The organism is Bacillus sp. FSL R5-0659 (assembly GCF_038008785.1).
Classification (GTDB): Bacteria; Bacillota; Bacilli; order Bacillales; family Bacillaceae; genus Bacillus; species Bacillus safensis.
Genome location: NZ_JBBOZU010000001.1, coordinates 886,167 through 905,479, shown reverse-complemented (window position 1 = coordinate 905,479; position 19,313 = coordinate 886,167). Strand labels below are relative to the sequence as shown.

The following is a 19,313-nucleotide window of genomic DNA, read 5'->3' as shown; positions in this document are numbered from 1 at the left end:
GCCGCATATGACATACGGCTTTTGTCGTAGCTATTTTGATTCAGGGAAGACACGTCTAACCGTTTCAGTAAATTCATCGAAGAATCCTGAAATTGGCTCTCCGCTTTTAATACGTTTTCCGTAACCTTGCATACGATCGACAAAGTCTGGATTAGCAGATACATACACGTTGTCGATTTGTTGATCCGTTGATTTGACTTTGTCTGAAATTTTCTTTTTCAGATCGTCCGTCACATCACCGCTTTTATTGCCTTCAAGCACAACGGCTACAAATGCATTTTTTCCAGTGACAAGCACGTTCGCTGTTTTCACTTCAGACATATTCGCTACAAGTTCTGACGCCTTATCTGCCACTTTGACCTTCTGAGGTGTTTGAACATCTGGCTGATCCTGTCTCATGTTGTCATTCTTATATGTGACATTTTCATATTGCCTTTTCATTGTTCCTCTACGCTCATCGCCTTGATTGTTCATTCCACACCCAGCGGTGATTAATGTTGGCACGAGCAGTAAAGATAGCATCCATTTCTTATTCATCAATTATTCCCTCCTTTTGCTCATAGGTTTTTCATCCAGCCGGCTTTTTATGCACACATCCTCTGTTTTTGTAAAATGAATTCATAATTCAGCTGGGTTTGGTCATCCTAAACATGATGAAGAATCATCACGACCAAATGGAGGGATTCGTTTGTTTAAAAAAAGAAAAGGTATGAGCACTGGCGCAATGATCGCAGTATCAACAGCTATCATTGCATTATTCTCCCCGGTATTACGAAGAAGGCTGAAAAGCATGACACAAATGAATATGTCTTCAATGATGAAAGGCGCAAACCATCAGCACCAAAACTCATCTCGCCATGAGTCCCACTCACATAAAGAATCAAAAGGAACAGGTGAAGTTGGACAAATGATCAAGCAAGCATTCACAGCTGTCCAGCCAAATCAAACAAACCAGCACCAATCACCAACAAGAACCCATCAGCCAAGAGAGTCTTATGCGCAATCTCTTCACATTGATGAAAATGTGATGAATGTGATGGATGATGAATCAATCCAGCAAGTCATCAATGACATCGAGCACAAATAATAAAACAGGAGCCTTCATAAAGAAAGGCTCCTGTTTATTCTCCAGAAAAATGTTCTTTGACCATGAGACAAAAGGAAGGTAAAAATGAGATTTCGATTGTTGTGAGGAAGTCGTCATGATGATCTAATATCAGCAAAAGCTCCTTTTCTTCCTTCCGATCTTTTTTTATCTCTACATGCTGCACTGTTTTAAAATCATATATGCCTAAAACGGATTCGGTCTTTTTTCGAACGACCTTTAAGGTAAATTCCCGCATAGCAAGCGACATGTCCACAACAAATCGCTCCTCCTGATTCTCGAACCGAAACGTCAAATCTTGATATTCAACCGGCATTTCTTTTTCAAATCCGGCATCTGGCATTTTTTCAAAAAAAGAAAGCCAGTCCGTTTGATCTGGAAAGCGTTTTCCTCGCATTTTCTTCAATTCCTCTTCATTAAAATTTTTATTAATTATCCTTTTTACCCTTTTCTTTTGCAACAAATTTTAGTAATTTTAAAAAGGTGATTCTATTTTGCTAAGAGACCTCTTTATTAATTTAACAATTCTTGTTACTTTCCATTATTTATTTATGCTTGTGTTTAAAGAGAATTTTCTAAAAAAAGAAGATACCTTGCTCAGACAAATATGCAAAGGCATGCTTTCTGGGTTACTCGGTGTCCTTTTAATGTTCTTCTCTATTAAAACAGGACCAGCGATCATCGATTTAAGACATATTCCCCTTATTTTAACGGCCTTTTATGGAGGCATCGCCCAAACAATGATTGCAGCCTTTGTTGTCGTCATTGGCCGATTATTAATTGAAGCCAACATCGCTTCTTCCATCAATATTTTTTCCATGATGTTTATCGCAGCCTCTTCTTTTTTGATTGCAGAGCGTCATATGAATCATGTTGTGAAAATGCTGTTATCCCTTACGATTGGTAATGTGATGGCCACAAGCCTGTTTATCATGGTCGTGCATGAGACATCATTTCAACTGCATTCTACTTATTGGATTTTCTCATATATTGCTGGATTGTTTAACTTTTATGTCATTGAGCATCAAACAAAAGCATATCAGCTGTTAAATTTGTATAAATTCCAAGCTCATTATGACTTTTTAACAGGTGTTTTAAATAAACGAAAGTTCGATGAGGTATTAAGTGATGCTTTTACTAAGAAGTTGAAGCAGCCTATCCATCAAATGTCCCTTATTTACCTAGACATCGATTACTTCAAAACCATTAATGATCAATATGGGCATCATGAGGGAGATATCGTTTTAAAAGAAATCGGTACAAGGCTGATTAAAAACACAAGAAGCTCTGATTATATTGGGCGGATTGGCGGTGAAGAATTCGCTGTCCTTCTTCCAAACTGTACAATTGAAAAAACATGGCAGATTGCAGAACGCTTACGAAAAAAAATAGCAGATCAGCCGATTTATTTAAAAAACGGTCTGTCCATTCACACTACAGTATCAATTGGATGTGCTTATTCTCATGGAACTGGTGCAGACATCAAGCAATTACCGATTATAGCTGATCAAGAGCTCTATAAAGCGAAGGAGTCCGGCCGAAATCAAGTGAGCTTTTCAGAGAGAAAAAAAGACCATTTGACATAGGCATTTTCCTCAATTTGTTAGCGCTAATTATTTTTAAAAAAGTTTTCGTATAACAGTTGTTTTTTCCCGCAAACACTGGTAAAGTAAAGGTAATTATTTTTGTTCGTATCATCTTTAAGAAGAAAGTTTTGAAAGAGTTTTCGTCTTTGAAGTTTGTGTAAGAGCAAGAATAGTGAATTTAAGCGTTAAGATCGCTTTAGGAGGAAATTTCATGTTAGAAGGTAAAGTAAAATGGTTCAACTCTGAAAAAGGTTTCGGATTCATCGAAGTAGAAGGTCAAGACGATGTATTCGTTCACTTCTCTGCTATCCAAGGCGAAGGCTTCAAAACTTTAGAAGAAGGTCAATCAGTTTCTTTCGAAATCGTTGAAGGTAACCGTGGACCACAAGCTGCTAACGTTAACAAAGCGTAATTTAAGAGCATCTGCTCTTTTAGCACTTTATAGAGTGAAGGAAAACCGCCCGGCTTCTGCCGGCGGTTTTTTTGTTCCATAAAAAAAGAGAACCTGATGAGAGGTTCTCTTTTTTATTTATCCTTCTGCTTTAGCTTCTGCAAAGCAGAACGATACATATCATCATTCATTTTAGTTTCTGGTTCTTCTTCTTTGACAGGTGGTTCTGGCTGTTTAAACTTTTGAAGCGCCTGTCTATAGAAATCGTCGCCAGACGCAGCATCATCTGTTTGAGAAGGCTCTGACGCTTTTTTTTCAACTTCAGGCTCTACAGGTCTCGCCACAGCTTCTGGCTCGCTATGCGGCACGTCAGGCTGATTGGAGACATCTTCTTTAATCTCTTCCTTATCGGCCGATGCGTGTCTGACATTGAACGCTACTAATCCAATAATGACTAGAACAGCAGCTACTAACGCTACAATAATCGTCGCCAAAAGAACCCTCTCCTTATCGCTTAAATGATGCAGTGACTGATGCTACACGTCTTCCTAGTGCTTTTCCGAGTTCAATGCCTTCAGTCGAAATCAATTCATCAGAATCGATCGGACATGTCACACCAGCTCCATAGTAAGAGCCGTATAAAGCATTCTCAGGAACATTTCCAGGAAGGCCGACAACAAGCATTCCTTGGTGGAACATTGGGGTAATCAAATTATGCATTGTCATTTCTAAACCGCCGTGTGTTGTAGCAGTTGTACAGAAAACAGCACCGACTTTATCGATTAGTTTTCCTTCTGCCCATAAGTAGCCAAGACGGTCAATCCATGTCTTTAACCCAGAACTAATGGTACCAAAGTGACCAGGGCAGCCCCAAATGATCGCATCCATTTGATCGAGCTTCCGAATGTCTGCATCTTTCACGTGATCAATGAATACTTCAGCTTGCTCTGTTTCACCTGCGCCTGCTGCAATCGCTTCTGCAAGTGCTTTTGTATGGTCACCTTCACTATCGTATACAACATAAATTTTCATGTACGGTCCCTCCACACTTATCTTGCATCTTGGTTTGCTTCCTTAGGTGCTGGAAGCAATGATATTTCTTGTTTCTTATGCTGCTGTTCTTTTCGCTTTTTATCCTTACGAACATCTCGCAGGAACAAGCTGAGAATGACACCAGCCGCACAGAATAATGTCACCCACATGTAAGCATCATTGATACCCATCACGTTTGAATCGATCTGTGCTTTCGTAAAGAGCTGGGTGGATACATATTTTTGAGCAGCTTCTGCTGTCATGCCCATATGATGCATCACATTCGATACAGCCGCCTGGAATGAATTCATAAAGAGCGGGTCGGCTGTATTTGTTTGATCCGCCATATTGGAATAATGGAATGTCGTCCGATTCGTATAAATCGTTGTGATCAAACTCGTACCGATGGAACCGCTAATTTGTCTCAATGTATTAGACATCGCTGTACCATGGCTGTTTAAGTGCTGTGGTAATTGGTTCATCCCTGCTGTCATAACCGGCATCATAAGAAGTGACATACCAAATGCACGTACTGCATACATGAGCACAATGTGACTATAAGAAGTATCAATGGTCAGCTTTGTAAACTCATATGTCGTGACAACGGTAATGAGCATCCCCACAATCGCAAGCGGACGAGGTCCAAATTTATCAAACAAGATCCCTGATATCGGGGACATAATGAGCATCGCAAGTGCCCCTGGAAGCATTAATAGCCCAGATTGCAATGCCGTAAATCCAACGAGGTTTTGCAGATAAATCGGAAGTAAGAACATCCCTGTATATAAGGCAACCGTAATAATGATGTTAATAACACTTGATAATGAGAAAATGCTGTATTTAAATACGCGGAAATCAAGCATCGGATTATCAACTTTCAACTGTTGGAAAATAAAGAGAATAATCGCAATCGCACCAATAATAATCGTAGATAAGACGATCGGATCTGTCCAACCATCACTTCCTGCTTCACTCACTCCGTAAAGAAGGGAAGCAAAACCAACGATTGAAAGAATCGCACCAAGACTGTCCAGCTTGATTTTTTTAGGCTCTACAATATTTTTAAACATAAAGAAAGCCGCGATAATGACAATCGCACCGATTGGCACAAGTCCGTAAAACATAATACGCCAAGAATAATGTTCAATAATGTAGCCAGATAATGTTGGTCCTACTGCAGGAGCAAACATCATCGCAAGACCGAAAATCCCCATTCCTTTCCCTCTGTTTTCCGGAGGGAAAATAAAAAGGATTGTTGTCATGACGAGCGGCTGTAAAATACCGCCGCCGACAGCCTGAATCAAACGGCCGATGAGCATTGTTGAAAAGTTTGGCGCAATACCGCAAATAAATGTACCTAGTGTAAATGAGATCATGGCCACTAGGAATAAGCTACGCTGTCCAAAACGTGTGATTAAAAACGCAGACAACGGAATCAGCACACCGTTGACAAGCATGTAGCCTGTTGTCAGCCACTGAATCGTCGTTGCACTCACATTAAATTCTGTCATTAAATGGGGCATAGCTACGTTCAAAAGCGTTTGGTTTAAAATCGCTACGAACAAACCGGCCATTAAAATGATCAGTAAAGACAAGGAGCCTGCTCCCTGTTTTGTCGCTGCAGGTTGATTTGCCATCTCAGACAACCTCCTTTCATTTTTTGATATCAATCATCATTAAGATGAAATTTTGACAGAAGCATTCATACCTGGAAGTACTTTGTCTGATGGATTTTTAATTGAAATTTTCACTGCTACTTTTTGCGTTACTTTTGTATAGTTACCACTTGAATTTGTTGCTGGCAGCATATTGAATGTTGAGTTTGTCGCATAACCAATTTGTTCAACAGTTCCTTCAAATGTTGTATCAGGATCTCCATCTACAACGATGTCGACTTTATCGCCTTTTTCAATGTTTTTAATATCTGTTTCTTTAATATTTGCTGTGATGTAAAGCTTGCTTAAATCGATTGTTTCACCAAGAACTGTACCAGGCTGCACTTGTTGGTTGTTTTGGATTTCTTTTTTGACTAATGTGCCATCAGCCACTGCTTTAATGTTTGTTTTTGTTTGTCCTTCAACTTTTGCAACTGTGCTGTCTTTTTCCACTTCGTCACCTTCGTTGATATCCCAGCCTTTGATTTGTCCAGCTGCTGGTGCTGTGATTTGATACATGTCACCTGTCACTTTAGCCTCATCTGTTTTGACAAAGTTTGTGCTTTCGTAGTAGTAATAAGCACCTCCGGCAATAATGGCAAGAATTACAATAAGGCCAATAATGTTCGTTAGCAATAAACGCCCTCTGTTCATGTTTTGTTTCTCCTTTCATGTATAAAAATATAGTGTCATCTGCTTTAGCAAACTTAGAATGCCCATCATCTGACAGAATATGAAACAAGCTCAACAATCTGTCTTTTTCCCTTGATCTACCCCCGCCCGAAACATGGTGTGCAGCCCATTTATATTTATTGTTCAATTATGAGCAAGGAGCAGAAAAAGAAGAAAAGACGATCGGCATCTTTTTTGAAAAACTTATATTTAACAAGATTAAATATTAATAAATGAAAATTGAAATGTCAAAGAGAAAGTTTTACTTTTTTTCTGGTGATCCCTTCCTTCTCCACACAAAAAACCTTTCAGCCCTTATGCTGAAAGGTTTTTTCAAATGTGCTCGTTATGAATGAACTTCTTCCTGCTGAAAAAATTTTTTTAGTGCGAGAAAAACGTCTGATTTTTGCTTCAGAATATAATGCTTAAATTTCTCATCCTGAATATGCTTGTATGCTGACATTAACGTAGAATGCCGGTTGTATTGATTCACTTCACCATAGCAAAATAAATTGGCTTTTTTCATGATCTCAGAAACAAGTTTCACACACCGGGCGTTATCTGATGTCAAATTGTCACCATCAGAAAAATGAAAAGGATAAATATTATACCGCGACGGCGGGTATCGTTCGTCTATGAGCTCTAGTGCCTTTCGATAGACAGACGAGCAAATGGTCCCCCCGCTCTCACCCCGCGAGAAGAAATGTTCTTCGTCTACCACCTTCGCCTCTGTATGGTGAGCAATAAATTCAATATCGACTGTCTCATACTTTGTCCGTAAGAAACGTGTCATCCAAAAGAAAAAACTTCTCGCCATATATTTTTCCCAAAGACCCATACTTCCGCTCGTATCCATCATCGCCAAAACGACGGCTTTCGACTCTGGTTTGGTCACTTCATTCCACGTTTTATACTTGATATCCTCCGGGTAGATGGGATAAAAGGAAGGACTCCCTGTCATCGCATTTCGTTTAAATGCCGAGAGCATCGTTCGTTTTTTGTGGATATTTCCTGTTAACCCGGTTTTGCGAATATCGTTAAACTCAATTTGTTCGACAATGATGTCGTCAAGCTCCTTTTGCTTGAGGTTTGGCAGCTCCAGTTCACGAAACAGTGCTTCCTCGAGATCCATTAATGAGACTTCTGCTTCGTAATAATCCTCACCAGCTTGATCTCCAGCGCCCTGCCCCTTTCCTTGACCCTGCTTACTGTCTGAGCCGTCACGCGCAACAACATCGCCAACCTCGCTGTCTCCATCCCCTTGACCCACATGTTTATTTTTGTCGTAGTTATACCGAATTTTATATTCATCTAATGAACGAATCGGAATTTTCACAACATCTTTTCCGTTCGACATGATGATGCTTTCTTCTGTGACAAGATCCGGCAAATTGTTTTTAATCGCCTCTTTGACTTTTTTCTGATGACGCTGCTGGTCGTCATAGCCTTTTCGATGGAGGGACCAGTCTTCCTGAGACACAATAAACTGACTTTTTTCTTGCCGGGACATCCATCCCCCTCCTCACATTTTTGCACAATTCTTCCTTTATCCTATGCTGATCGTCATCCAAGTTGACGATCATTTCTAAAAAAGACATTACCGGTGCTGATGCGCCAATAATGCCTCCTTCATTTATTAACGATTCAGAAGACTGCCTACATATTTTAAAAGTTCATTTGCACTTGTTGAATTATAGCCATGCTCATCAATCAATCTAGCTACTACTTCGTTGACCTTCTTCAGCTGCTGTTCATCCGGAGTCTTCGTCGATGTCGTAATTTTCACCACATCTTTTAGATCAGCAAACAGCTTCTTCTGAATGGCCTCTCGCAATCTCTCATGCGAATTATAATCAAAGCGTTTTCCCTTTCTCGCATAAGCCGAAATACGAATCAGAATTTCTTCTCTAAATGCTTTTTTGGCGTTTTCAGAAATGCCGATCTGCTCCTCAATTGAACGCATGAGCTTTTCATCAGGATTCATTTCTTCACCTGTTAACGGATCACGCAGCTTGTTTTTATTGCAATAAGCCTCGACATTATCTAAGTAATTATCCATCAGCGTTTTCGCAGACTCCTCATAGGAATACACAAATGCCTTTTGCACTTCCTTCTTCGCAATATCATCATACTCTTTTCGCGCGACTGAGATGAAATTCAAATAACGCTCCCGGTCCTCGCTGGATATAGATGGATGCTGATCAAGCCCTTCTTTTAAGGAACGCAGGACATCCAGTGCATTGATCGATTCCATGTTCTTTCGAATGATGGTAGATGAAATTCGGTTGATTACATAACGCGGGTCAATTCCGCTCATCCCTTCATCATGAAATTCCTTTTTCATCTCATCAATGTCGACTGACTGGAAGCCTTCGACACTTTCTCCGTCATACAGACGCATTTTTTTCACCAAATCAATATCAGAACGCTTCGGCTCTTTCAATCTCGTCAAAATGGAGAACATTGCTGCTACCTTCAGCGTATGCGGGGCAATATGCACATCTGAGACATCACTTTCTGAAATCATTTTATGATAAATGCGTTCTTCTTCTGTGACCTTTAAATTATAAGGAATTGGCATCACAATAATTCTTGAATGCAAAGCCTCATTCTTTTTATTTGAAATAAATGACCGGTACTCGGTTTCATTCGTATGGGCGACGATCAATTCATCTGCACTAATCAAGGCAAATCTCCCTGCCTTAAAATTTCCTTCCTGCGTTAATGACAAGAGGTGCCATAGAAATTTCTCGTCACACTTTAACATCTCCTGAAACTCCATCATCCCTCGGTTTGCTTTATTGAGTTCTCCATCAAAGCGGTACGCACGGGGATCTGACTCTGATCCAAATTCAGCAATGGTTGAAAAATCGATGCTCCCTGTTAAATCGGCAATGTCCTGAGATTTCGGATCAGACGGACTAAAGGTACCAATGCCGGTCCGTTTATCCTCTGAGAAAAAGATCCGCTCGATCCTTACATCCTCAATTCTACCGCCATATTCCTCTTCCAGTCTCATCATGTTCAGAGGCGACAAATTCCCCTGCACACGAATCCCATATTCTCTATAGAAATCCTCCCGCAAATTTTGCGGAATAAGATGAAGCGGATCTTCATGCATAGGGCAGCCTTTGATCGCATAAACTGCGCCATGATCTGTCAGTGAATATTCTTCAAGTCCTCTTTTCAATCTCGTGACAAGCGTCGATTTCCCTCCGCTTACTGGTCCCATCAGTAATAAAATACGCTTCCTGACATCCAGCCGCTTTGCAGCAGGGTGAAAATATTCCTCCACTAATCTTTCGAGTGATTCCTCTAACCCAAACAGCTCCTGATCAAAAAATTTGTAGGTTCTGACCCCATTCTCCTCTTCAATCCCGCTATCTTTAATCATATGATAAACGCGAGAATGAGCAGATTGAGCGACAAGTGGATTTTCCTTAATAATGTCTAAATAATCGCTGAATGTGCCTTCCCATTTGAGACGCTGCTCTTCTTCTCTGTGCTGTTCGATTTTCTTTAAAATATCCATATGAACCTCCTCTTTCAAGATTGAAGCTAGAAATCAGATACTGTTTTACAATCTATGCGGAGGCGTCCTATTACATGCTTTCGTTCTTCAAAATGACGAATTGGCAAACTGAATTGACAACCATCCGCAAGACCCTTCATAATAAAGGAAAAATAGGAGAAAAATGATTTTCTTCTCCTGCTTTTCAAGGTGAACTTCACATCATATGAAACAGGCAGCGAACGGAACAAAGGGATAAGGGGGAGCTTATATGAGAACGGTCATTATGATGGGCGTCATCATTACGTTTTTAGTATCCATTTTCACTGCTGGCTACGAAGGCAAGCCTGGGAAATGAAAAAAAGGATGTTCCATTTGCGGAACATCCTTTTTTCATTTAGTTCGTTGTTTTCAGCACTTGCATATTCACTGTATTCCCTGACACCTGAACCTTCGTAAAGTCTTGGGTATCCACCACAGGTGTGACAGCACGATTATCCAATGTGATGTCAGTAAAACGAGTAGAGAAGTTCGCACGGATGTCTTTTCGATAAATATCGTCAGTTACTGCTACCGTCGACAGTAGTTTCCACTTGGTCACAGCGCCAATGTTTGAGTTTTGAATTTCTGTAATAATGCGGCCGGTATAGCCAACATTATTTGTACCCCAGAACGTCGCTCTTGTATGCCCATTCAAATTTTTATAAATCGTCATTTGAACAGTACTTCCAGGTTTAAATCCCTTTGTATACGTAAAGTCATTTTTTCCTTCGATATATGTCTCTTGATTATTTACTCCTACTTTCATCGTAGGTTTCCACACATTATAGGTTGGACTGTATTGAAGCCCAATATCCGCTTCCTTTGAACCTGTGAATCCAGAATAAATATAAGCTGTACCATTTGACACACTCATTGCGGGAGGGAGCTGAATTTTTGTGACCAATATGGATCCGTTACTATTGATATAAGTACGCCCGCCAATCCCTTTTGATAGCTGAGCTGCTTCTATCTCCTGCGTCTGAGAGAGTCCTGGAATACTGACTGGAATCGTCCCCATTAAAATTGCTGAGCTGATGGCACTAGTGATCAGTAGCTTTTTCATCTCATTACTCCTCCTAATGGATTCATCATTTTTTGAAAACGTCATCACAATCTATCATACTACCTATTTTTTAACATGTCAAAAAAAGTATAATTAAGTCATATTTTTCATCTGTCTGTATCTTATCTCACATAAAAAAGCCGAGATCAGTATCTCGGCTTTTATCATGATCTTATATGAGATCGCGATATTGCTGCTGACGAAGTGCCTCATATACAAGAATGGCTGCCGTATTCGACAGATTCAGGGAACGAACATGCTCTGTCATCGGTAAACGAAGACAACGATCCATATTCTGTTCAATCAAATCTTTTGGCAATCCACTTGTCTCTCTGCCAAAGACGAAGAAATAGTCTTCATCCAGCTTAGAGTAATCAAATGTCGTATGCGGCTTTTGGCCAAATTTTGTGATATAGAAAAATTGCCCCTTCGGATGAGCCTCAAACAATTCATCAAGTGAATCATGATAGACCACATTGGCATATTTCCAATAATCGAGTCCTGCACGCTTCAGCATTTTGTCATCTGTCGAAAAACCAAGCGGACGAATCAGATGAAGGGTTGTATTTGTTGCTGCACATGTACGCGCAATATTTCCAGTATTAGCTGGAATTTCTGGTTGATATAAAACGACATGAAGTCCCAAAAAAGTTCACCTCTAATTTTCTTTTCCGCTCAACATTATACCACTAACTACCTTTCGCGGCATCGTCCAAAATGTGAAAAAACATATATCGAATAGCAGGTGTATAGGCGGTCGAATCCTCGTATGACCAATAACGCATGCGGCAGTCATACGTCTGTGCATTCACAAGAGGCATTCCACCTTTGTCATGATCAACAACAATGGTTGTATGATTATACCTTCCATCACCTTCAAAATCGTAGCAAATGACATCTCCAATTTGAAGCTCGCGTGGTTCTTTGAGTTTCTTTGCTCTCAAACCCGCTTTCGAATTCGCTAAATAATTTTTCATCGCATGAGCCACCGTCCAGCTATAGCTCCACGTATGCGGACGCACCCACCAGCCAGACCCGCGGTTCGGATATCCTCTTGTTGGCGCATTCCCAGCTTTCAAACATTGTGAAATAAAATTTGTACAGTTATCTTCAAAATTTTTATAGGCTGGATTCCGCTTATTCCAGTAAGTCTCCGCATACTGCACGGCTGCCCGCCGGTCATAGTGAAAAGCTCTGCCGAATTGTTCTTCGATCTGAAAGCGCTCATCCATAAGCTCTTCCCTTTGCCGTTCTTCTAGCATCATCCGATCTTTGACAAGCATGTCGTTATAAAGAATTGCTTCTCTTTTTTCCACCTGTTCCTCTAAATAAAAAGAATCGTCTACATCCTTGCAGACATATGTGAGATGAGCAAGATACTGCACATGCTGAGCACCATCATCTTGAATAGATGAATCGAGAAGTTTTGTTTTTGCTTTCGCCTTCACAATTTCAACCTGTCTTCTAGCAAAAAGCTCTTTTTTCCGCTCTACTGCTTCCACATCAGACATAAGCTGCGGCTGCTTGATTGCACGGTCATTGATTAAATACGCCAGCCTGTCTTCTAAAGTTTTCTCTAATAATTGTTTCACACAGACACCACCAAACATTTTTTAAAATCTCTGTTTGGTTCATTCTATGTTCACAGGGATGTTATTTAGTATTTAAAGGTGTCTGCAGGAGCTCAATCCCTTTCACAATCTCCGCTTTCGCTTCTTCATCACTTTCTCGCTCAAGGGCCTTTTCCAGCTCTGGGAGCTGCTGATCATCGCCAATTTTCCCAATTGCCCAAGCAGCTGTTCCCCGAATGACCGGTCTTGGGTCCTTGTGCATCAGCTCAATTAACACTGGTAAGGCAGATGTATCTTTAAAATGAGCGAGTGCCAAAATTGCATTCCGCTGAATGGGCTTTTTCCCCCGCCATGAACCTGAAACATGACCGTATTTTTCCTTAAAATCACGATTGCTGATTGTCAGAAGCGGCTTTAACAGCGGCTTTGCAATTTCAGGATCCGGCTCCATTTCAGGATGCAGATGAAAATCTTTTCCTTTATTGATCGGGCAGACAGTTTGACACGTATCGCACCCGTACAATCGATTTCCTATTTTCGAACGAAATTCGTCAGGTAAAAACCCTTTTGTCTGCGTTAAAAATGAAATGCACCGCTGAGAATTCAGCTGTCCGGGATTCACAAGCGCACCTGTTGGACACGAATCCACACATTTATTGCATGTTCCGCACTGGTCTTCAATTTTCTCATCCGGTTCAAACGGGACATTTGTGATCATTTCAGCCAAATACACATAGGATCCAAACTCTGGCGTGATAATCATACAGTTCTTTGCACTAAAACCAATACCAGCACGTTCTGCTACAGCACGATCAGACAATTCTCCTGTGTCCACCATTGATTTTGTCCGTATATCGACATGCTTGCTCCGCAAAAATTCTTCGAGCATATCAAGCTTTTTTTTCAGCACGACATGATAATCTGTTCCCCATGAAGCCCGGCAAAAGATCCCCCTTCTCGCATCCTTTGTACTTCGTGGAGCATCTTTCATTTTGGAAGGGTACGCGAGCGCTATCGCAACAATTGATTTGGCCTTCGGAAGCAGCAAAGAAGGGTTTGTTCGTTTTTCAATATCAGGCTCTTCAAAACCTGACAAATACCCTAACGATTCATGTAAGATGAGGCGGTCCTTTAATGAATCAAATGTATTGGCACTTGCAAATCGAATTTTATCGACACCAATTTCTTTCGCATATTGAATCAATTCTTCTTTTAATTCTCCAACATGAATCACCTTGCAAACCTCCTTTCTTTGTTTCTTCTGTTGTTTTCAGTATAATACGAGTGTATCACGACCGATTGGAGTGAGTCACTGTGAAGATACATATGGAAATTTCTCATCCTCAAAACCCGTCTATCCATGTTGGGCAGATTGAATATTCGCATATTGAAGTTGGCACATCACCTCAAATGTTAAAAGGCCGCTTACGCCTGTTTCAAGAATCTTTATTTTTTGAATACGAAGATAAAGTATTAGAAGAAGTACCAGCCATCAAAGAATGGACGGATCTTTTAAAAGATGTTCCTTTCCTTTCACTTCTTGCTGATATCCAAAAGGAACAATTTATTGACTCGACCAATTCCGTACAGGATTTGTCGATATTTTTCTCACTAAAATATTTCTTACCCATCCTGACATTAGATGCCGATCACATCAAAGGACCGCTTTCACTGACAAAACATGAGGCTGGTCACATCGAATGGCAGGACGGTGCAGGACTGAATGGATTATTTTCTCAAGCAAGTACAGCACATATTTCTCCAGACACAAAGAACATTCTTCAAATCATCCTTTTCCCTCCATCTATTTCCCGGGAAAAGAGTGAAGCTCTTATTCAATCCTTGACGAAGATGTTTGTACAAATACATGGCGGAGAAAGCAAATATGAACTCATTGAAAAAGCACTGTAGCCTGACAGTGCTTTTTCACATTATACTGACATAATAAAAAACGCAACACTTCGTTTATCTATGAAACGAAATACTGCGTTATAAACAAAATTATGTATTGGAGCGGGTGATGAGAATCGAACTCACGACATCAGCTTGGAAGGCTGAGGTTTTACCACTAAACTACACCCGCATCAATTTTTTAAAAGCAACGTCATCGCGTTGACTTTTATTATGTTACAACTTTCTTAACAATTCGTCAAGAGAATATGAAGATTTTTCGTCAAAAAAATTCATATTCTCCGTATATATTACGATAGTTATTTATCTAACTGAATATAAAATAAGTACGCATGTGACTTATTCTTCAACGCTTCCTTTGGATTCTTCTCAATTACGTCAAGCATTGGTGCATTTCCTTCTTTCCCCATTGCTGCAGTATATGCAATTAGTGCCTTTCCCCCTGAAGCAACTTTGACAGATTCAGATTGTGCAGAAAAAACATAATCATTTACTTTGAACGGAAAGCTTGATGTCGCTTTCGTCATCCCATCATTCTTTTTATCTGACCAAATACTAAATTGTGATTCATATGTATCTTTCTCATGATGTAATTGAAGAAGTACATTCACCGTTTGGTCGGTTCCATTCTGGTGTAAAGTAAAGGTAGCAGATGATGCTTCCTTATTCACTAATCGGCCATTTTTGTAATGGCTCCCGATAAACGTAATACTCTTGTTCTTCTTCGTTAATCCTTTCAGTGTCAGAGCCACCTTTTCATTAGTCGTTGCTGCTTCTAGTAAGTTTTTTTCTTTTTTTGAGAGTTTCATTTGTTCGATGGTTACTTGGTTTTTAGTAGCAGGCTCTGTTTTTATTGTCGAAACCGTCTTTTCGGTTGTCGTTGTTTCTGCAGCCTTCTCGCCGCATCCTGCTAATAGAAAAACTGTGAATAAAAGAATGCTCCATTTTTTAAACATTGTGATCCCCTTTGATGTTTTTTATTTCTTATTATACTAAAATTTGGTTTGTCATACAAAAAAAGATTAGGAGAATTCTCCTAACCTTTCGCTCTTTTCTGCTTTATTGCTGATAGGCATGCCACAATGAGAAAACTCGCAGCAAAAATCACAATCATATAAATAAAAAAGTTTGGCTTGATCTGAAAAGTAAATGCGGACGAGCCTTCCATTTCAAAAGCGAGACTGTTAAATAATAAAGCATCATTCGTTTTTGATTGAAATAAATGATAGAACAATACGCCGATTGTCAGCATCGGAAAGCCTAAGAACCCTAGAAAACCACCAACTATTGCGCCTTGTTTCATCGCCTGTACGTTCATGATCGTTGTCCTCCCATTCCCCCAAGCAATAGCTGCTTCATAATGGATTTACCATCCCCCATAAACGGAAGAAGATAGAGTAATTGGATAAAATACGAGATTGAAAAAATGAAAAAACCTGTTGAAACCGGATTTTCTTTTAGAAATAAAATGGTCACAATGATGCCTGCTGCGCCAATCACACCGGGAACGAGCGGTCCAAGCAGCGTGATCCACACCTGCTTTTTCTGAAACGGATCTAACACGGGTCTTACAAACTTCACTGACATCATGTCACTCGCAAAAAAGCCTTGAGGACCATCTCGCCCTGCAAATTTTCGATGCGCATAGCCATGTGCCGCCTCATGTAAGGCAGTTCCGGTAATTAACCCGAAATAAATAATCGTAAAATAAATGGCAATGGCTGCAATCGATGGATCAGGAATGAATAAAAAAGCGAGCCCTGCCATGACCATAAAAAGTAGCCAGAAAAAGATGATTTTACGCGTCACCATGAGCAAAGCCGTTCCAAAAATGTGAAGGAACGAGTGACCAGTACAATCAAATCGTTCCTTCATTTTGATTTGATACTGCTTGAAAAATTGACAGCAGGCTGTCACAATCCGATACGGTGAATGATAATGAATGGACAGCAAGTGATGCTGATTCAATCCCGTCATCAGCTGATAAAAATCACGAGCAATCACCGACTCATCGACCTGAAACAAATCGGCGAGCTCTGCGGTAATACTCGCTTCTGTCCTTTTACCGTCCACTTTCGTTAACATATGATAGGCACTTTCATTGATCGGGAGTGTGCTTCCATACTGCGTATCCGTGAGATGCCTCTTTTGTAAGGTCACATACGGCGCTAGTTCCGGTACCCGCTCAATCTTTAGCTTATTGTTAAGAAGTTGAATCATGTGAATACCTCCATGAAAAACCTTTGTATATGGCAAAGATGAGCAGACCCTCAAATGCAGCGACAAGCAGCCATTGAAGCATTTGACTCGATGCCCCTATGACATAGTTCCCAATAAAAACAATCGGAATCATGAGTAAAATAAGCGCTCCAAATGAAAATATGCCTGTGTAGGGATTGTTTCGATCAAGAGGAAGTAAAATACCTACTACATAAAAGAGCGCAGTGGCATTGCATAAGACAGCCGCACCAATCAACGCGTGCCAAATTTGATCAGGAAGCGTCAGCGTTGTCAGCATGAATAAAACAATTTGCAGTACACCAACAAGCAGAAGACCGATAAACTTGTACAAAGCCACTTCCCAGGATCTCAGGCCAAATGTTTTATACATCCCCAGCATTCGTTTATCATTGCCAAACGAATTGAAGGCTGTTAATCCAGCAAGAGCACATAGAACAAAAAACGCTTCTTCTTCAAAGCGGAATCCAAATTGATAACGAACGAATAAGATCACTATGAGAAGAATAAGAAAGTTTAAAATGTTTTCTTCATTCCGTACCTGTGACTTCATTTCCTTCACAATAAGTGACCACTTTTTTGAAGAAGAGAATGGCAGCTTGTGTAAAAAGGTTAACGCTTTTTTCTCTGCCATAATCGGCATCATCGCAAGAGAAAGAAATGCGCCGCCTGCCGATAAAAGGATGAACAGAATCAAGATGGCATAATTCACCCCTTCAGGAGACATTCCTTGTGCCGCTAAGAAAAACGGTGCTGTAAAATACATCAAATGATAATCAAACTGTAGATATGATTGCTGAATTTGGCTAATATCAAAATGCGTCAATCCATACGCAACAACGAGTGCCAATAAAACAAATATCGCTGCAAATTTTTGCAACGGTAATTTTAATTTCAAAACGAGTAAATAAGTGATATTGTAAATAAACTGCAGGAGCATTAAGACAAAGAGCGACTGCAAAAGCACCATCAAAAAGAAAGTAAAGATAAAGAAAATACCTATTCCCTGGGCAATAAAATTAGGTAAAAGCAGAATACCGATAAAAAATAAAACAAGTCCTGTCACCACTGTCACCATCGGAATGAAGTATCCAAAACTTTTCTGAAAGGTAGAGAGCGGAAACCAGCTGAGCTGCATAGAAAACCGGTCTTGTTCAGGTGTTCTGACCTTGATCAAAACGAATAACAAGCTTGTAAAAATAGAAGCATTGATTGCCATTGACACAACGAGTAATCCAAGGGAACGTTCATCTCCATTTAAAAAAGCCTTCATAAAGACACCTGTAAAGCTGTATCCGATAATGGCTCCCATTGTGACAGCAAACAAAAAGAATAAGACCACAATGATCCGCTTCGTTTGAGTATCAAATAGCTTATACATTTCCTGCTGCCACATTTTAAGCATCATTTTAGAAATGATTAATGATTTCATCAAAATGTGCACCCCTATCACTTAACATTGAAGCTTTCAGAAACACCTGTTCCAGTGTGCTTGATTGATACTTCTCCTTTAAGGCTGAAACTGTTCCTTCATCCATTTTATTTCCCTTAGAAATAATGGCGATTTTCTGGCACAGCTCTTCCGCTGAAAGCATATCATGCGTTGAAAGCAAGATCGCACCATGATGCTCGGCATACCGCTTCATCAGTTTCTTTGTGTTTATAACCGCTTCAATATCAAGCCCTCTAAAGGGCTCATCCATGATCACCAATTGACTATCAAGCATAAAGGCAGCAATCAGCTGTGTCTTTTTTTTCATCCCATGTGAATAGGTTTCGATCGGTCTTGATAAAGCCGAGTCCATATCAAACAGTTCAATTAGTTGATTTCTTCTGTGGATTGTTTTACATTCATACATAGAAGAAACAAACTCTAAATATTCAGCACCAGTCAATGCTTCAGGGAGCAGCAGGTCATCTGGAACATAGGCTACTTGTTTTTTAAAGGATGGTTCATCATTAGTGACGCCCTGCAAATGAATTTTTCCTTCTGTATGCTTAATGATGCCAAGTATACAGTTAATCATCGTTGTTTTACCCGAACCATTCGGTCCAGCAACAGCAACGATTTGATGAGGGTCGATCTTTAAATGAAAATCATTGACAGCAGTCACGTTATTTTTATACGTTTTGGTTAAATTCTCGATCGTAAACATATAACCTCCAAGTGTCTGCATATTCTTTAAAAACAGATCAGGCTAAACCGCCCGCCACAGACGGTTTAGCCCTGGTGTCTTATCTAAGAAGTAAAAAGATGAATCCTAAGTATAGCTACTTACATTCAATTTGGACTTTTAAGCCACTTTCCCACTGAACGGCTCCTGTAAAGCTACCCTTGCCGTTTGCGATACACCAAACTGCTGCTCCTAGAACAACTGTTGCTCCCAATCCAAGAAGGACAGCAACAAATACTAAGAACCAAGCTTGGTCCATAATAGCAGGTTCCATAGTGGAATAGTCAACTTGCGGCGCTGCATAAGTCATACTTTTCACCTCCCAGCTTATGATGATCGTATCATAGGCGTCACACGCCAAA

The 19,313-nt window shown here is 40.1% G+C and carries 22 protein-coding genes and 1 tRNA gene; 4 read left to right on the top strand and 19 right to left on the bottom strand.

Annotated elements, in window-relative coordinates:
- Positions 1-30: 30 nt before the first annotated feature.
- On the bottom strand, positions 31-537 hold the full coding sequence (locus NSQ72_RS04520; RefSeq protein ID WP_034282294.1) for a YhcN/YlaJ family sporulation lipoprotein: 507 nt from the start codon (positions 535-537) through the stop codon (positions 31-33).
- A 151-nt stretch (positions 538-688) separates the two neighbouring features.
- Between NSQ72_RS04520 and NSQ72_RS04515 the strand changes: the two genes are divergently transcribed.
- The gene (locus tag NSQ72_RS04515; RefSeq protein ID WP_059375344.1) at positions 689-1,087 is read left to right on the top strand and encodes a hypothetical protein; all 399 of its coding nucleotides are present in this window, start codon (positions 689-691) and stop codon (positions 1,085-1,087) included.
- Between the two features lie 34 nt (positions 1,088-1,121).
- Here NSQ72_RS04515 and NSQ72_RS04510 read toward each other — a convergent pair whose 3' ends face one another.
- Complete coding sequence (locus NSQ72_RS04510; RefSeq protein WP_268502440.1) at positions 1,122-1,502, bottom strand: hypothetical protein; 381 nt, start codon at positions 1,500-1,502, stop codon at positions 1,122-1,124.
- A gap of 97 nt (positions 1,503-1,599) precedes the next feature.
- Here NSQ72_RS04510 and NSQ72_RS04505 point away from each other — a divergent pair, with 97 nt between their 5' ends.
- Positions 1,600-2,691: a diguanylate cyclase gene (locus NSQ72_RS04505; RefSeq protein WP_341083377.1), complete on the top strand. Its 1,092-nt coding sequence runs from the start codon at positions 1,600-1,602 to the stop codon at positions 2,689-2,691.
- A gap of 211 nt (positions 2,692-2,902) precedes the next feature.
- Complete coding sequence (gene cspB, locus NSQ72_RS04500) at positions 2,903-3,103, top strand: cold shock-like protein CspB (RefSeq protein ID WP_008349061.1); 201 nt, start codon at positions 2,903-2,905, stop codon at positions 3,101-3,103.
- A gap of 113 nt (positions 3,104-3,216) precedes the next feature.
- Here the strand turns inward: cspB and NSQ72_RS04495 are convergent, their stop codons facing one another.
- From NSQ72_RS04495 to queG, 10 genes are all read right to left on the bottom strand, one after another.
- Positions 3,217-3,576: a hypothetical protein gene (locus tag NSQ72_RS04495; RefSeq protein ID WP_039177402.1), complete on the bottom strand. Its 360-nt coding sequence runs from the start codon at positions 3,574-3,576 to the stop codon at positions 3,217-3,219.
- Between the two features lie 13 nt (positions 3,577-3,589).
- Complete coding sequence (locus tag NSQ72_RS04490) at positions 3,590-4,114, bottom strand: NAD(P)H-dependent oxidoreductase (RefSeq protein WP_024425322.1); 525 nt, start codon at positions 4,112-4,114, stop codon at positions 3,590-3,592.
- Between the two features lie 17 nt (positions 4,115-4,131).
- The gene (locus tag NSQ72_RS04485; RefSeq protein WP_039177398.1) at positions 4,132-5,751 is read right to left on the bottom strand and encodes a DHA2 family efflux MFS transporter permease subunit; all 1,620 of its coding nucleotides are present in this window, start codon (positions 5,749-5,751) and stop codon (positions 4,132-4,134) included.
- Between the two features lie 39 nt (positions 5,752-5,790).
- Positions 5,791-6,423: an HlyD family efflux transporter periplasmic adaptor subunit gene (locus NSQ72_RS04480; RefSeq protein ID WP_039177397.1), complete on the bottom strand. Its 633-nt coding sequence runs from the start codon at positions 6,421-6,423 to the stop codon at positions 5,791-5,793.
- Positions 6,424-6,787: 364 nt separating this feature from the next.
- Complete coding sequence (gene yhbH / locus NSQ72_RS04475) at positions 6,788-7,951, bottom strand: sporulation protein YhbH (RefSeq protein WP_034282299.1); 1,164 nt, start codon at positions 7,949-7,951, stop codon at positions 6,788-6,790.
- Positions 7,952-8,077: 126 nt separating this feature from the next.
- Positions 8,078-9,973 (bottom strand): PrkA family serine protein kinase, encoded by a 1,896-nt coding sequence (locus NSQ72_RS04470; RefSeq protein ID WP_107163795.1) that lies wholly within the window; start codon positions 9,971-9,973, stop codon positions 8,078-8,080.
- 376 nt (positions 9,974-10,349) lie between these two features.
- Positions 10,350-11,057, bottom strand: a complete 708-nt coding sequence (locus NSQ72_RS04465; RefSeq protein ID WP_144464969.1) for a YrpD family protein — start codon at positions 11,055-11,057, stop codon at positions 10,350-10,352.
- Positions 11,058-11,229: 172 nt separating this feature from the next.
- Complete coding sequence (gene trmL, locus NSQ72_RS04460) at positions 11,230-11,703, bottom strand: tRNA (uridine(34)/cytosine(34)/5-carboxymethylaminomethyluridine(34)-2'-O)-methyltransferase TrmL (protein WP_144464971.1); 474 nt, start codon at positions 11,701-11,703, stop codon at positions 11,230-11,232.
- A 43-nt stretch (positions 11,704-11,746) separates the two neighbouring features.
- Entirely contained in the window at positions 11,747-12,649 is a 903-nt protein-coding gene (locus NSQ72_RS04455; protein ID WP_144464973.1) for an amidase domain-containing protein, read from the bottom strand.
- A gap of 61 nt (positions 12,650-12,710) precedes the next feature.
- Positions 12,711-13,859: a tRNA epoxyqueuosine(34) reductase QueG gene (queG, locus tag NSQ72_RS04450; protein ID WP_126682096.1), complete on the bottom strand. Its 1,149-nt coding sequence runs from the start codon at positions 13,857-13,859 to the stop codon at positions 12,711-12,713.
- An 83-nt stretch (positions 13,860-13,942) separates the two neighbouring features.
- On the opposite strand from queG, the gene NSQ72_RS04445 reads away from it, so the two are divergent.
- A complete protein-coding gene (locus tag NSQ72_RS04445; RefSeq protein WP_247544393.1) occupies positions 13,943-14,539 on the top strand; it encodes a hypothetical protein in 597 nt (198 codons plus the stop codon).
- A gap of 98 nt (positions 14,540-14,637) precedes the next feature.
- On the opposite strand, the gene NSQ72_RS04440 is transcribed toward NSQ72_RS04445, so the two are convergent.
- From NSQ72_RS04440 to NSQ72_RS04410, 7 genes are all read right to left on the bottom strand, one after another.
- Positions 14,638-14,711: transfer RNA gene (locus NSQ72_RS04440), tRNA-Gly, on the bottom strand.
- Between the two features lie 127 nt (positions 14,712-14,838).
- Complete coding sequence (locus NSQ72_RS04435; RefSeq protein WP_268465454.1) at positions 14,839-15,495, bottom strand: hypothetical protein; 657 nt, start codon at positions 15,493-15,495, stop codon at positions 14,839-14,841.
- Between the two features lie 80 nt (positions 15,496-15,575).
- The gene (locus NSQ72_RS04430) at positions 15,576-15,857 is read right to left on the bottom strand and encodes a hypothetical protein (RefSeq protein ID WP_041089539.1); all 282 of its coding nucleotides are present in this window, start codon (positions 15,855-15,857) and stop codon (positions 15,576-15,578) included.
- Positions 15,854-16,759 carry a PqqD family protein gene (locus tag NSQ72_RS04425; RefSeq protein WP_107163793.1) on the bottom strand — a complete coding sequence of 302 codons (906 nt, stop codon included), beginning with the start codon at positions 16,757-16,759 and terminating at the stop codon, positions 15,854-15,856. The genes NSQ72_RS04430 and NSQ72_RS04425 overlap by 4 nt, the downstream gene beginning before the upstream one ends.
- The gene (locus NSQ72_RS04420; protein WP_106025345.1) at positions 16,743-18,209 is read right to left on the bottom strand and encodes a hypothetical protein; all 1,467 of its coding nucleotides are present in this window, start codon (positions 18,207-18,209) and stop codon (positions 16,743-16,745) included. The genes NSQ72_RS04425 and NSQ72_RS04420 overlap by 17 nt, the downstream gene beginning before the upstream one ends.
- Positions 18,187-18,933, bottom strand: coding sequence for an ABC transporter ATP-binding protein (locus tag NSQ72_RS04415; protein ID WP_059377550.1), 747 nt, complete (start codon positions 18,931-18,933; stop codon positions 18,187-18,189). The genes NSQ72_RS04420 and NSQ72_RS04415 overlap by 23 nt, the downstream gene beginning before the upstream one ends.
- Positions 18,934-19,048: 115 nt before the next feature.
- On the bottom strand, positions 19,049-19,261 hold the full coding sequence (locus NSQ72_RS04410; protein WP_012009371.1) for a hypothetical protein: 213 nt from the start codon (positions 19,259-19,261) through the stop codon (positions 19,049-19,051).
- Between the last annotated feature and the right edge of the window lie 52 nt (positions 19,262-19,313).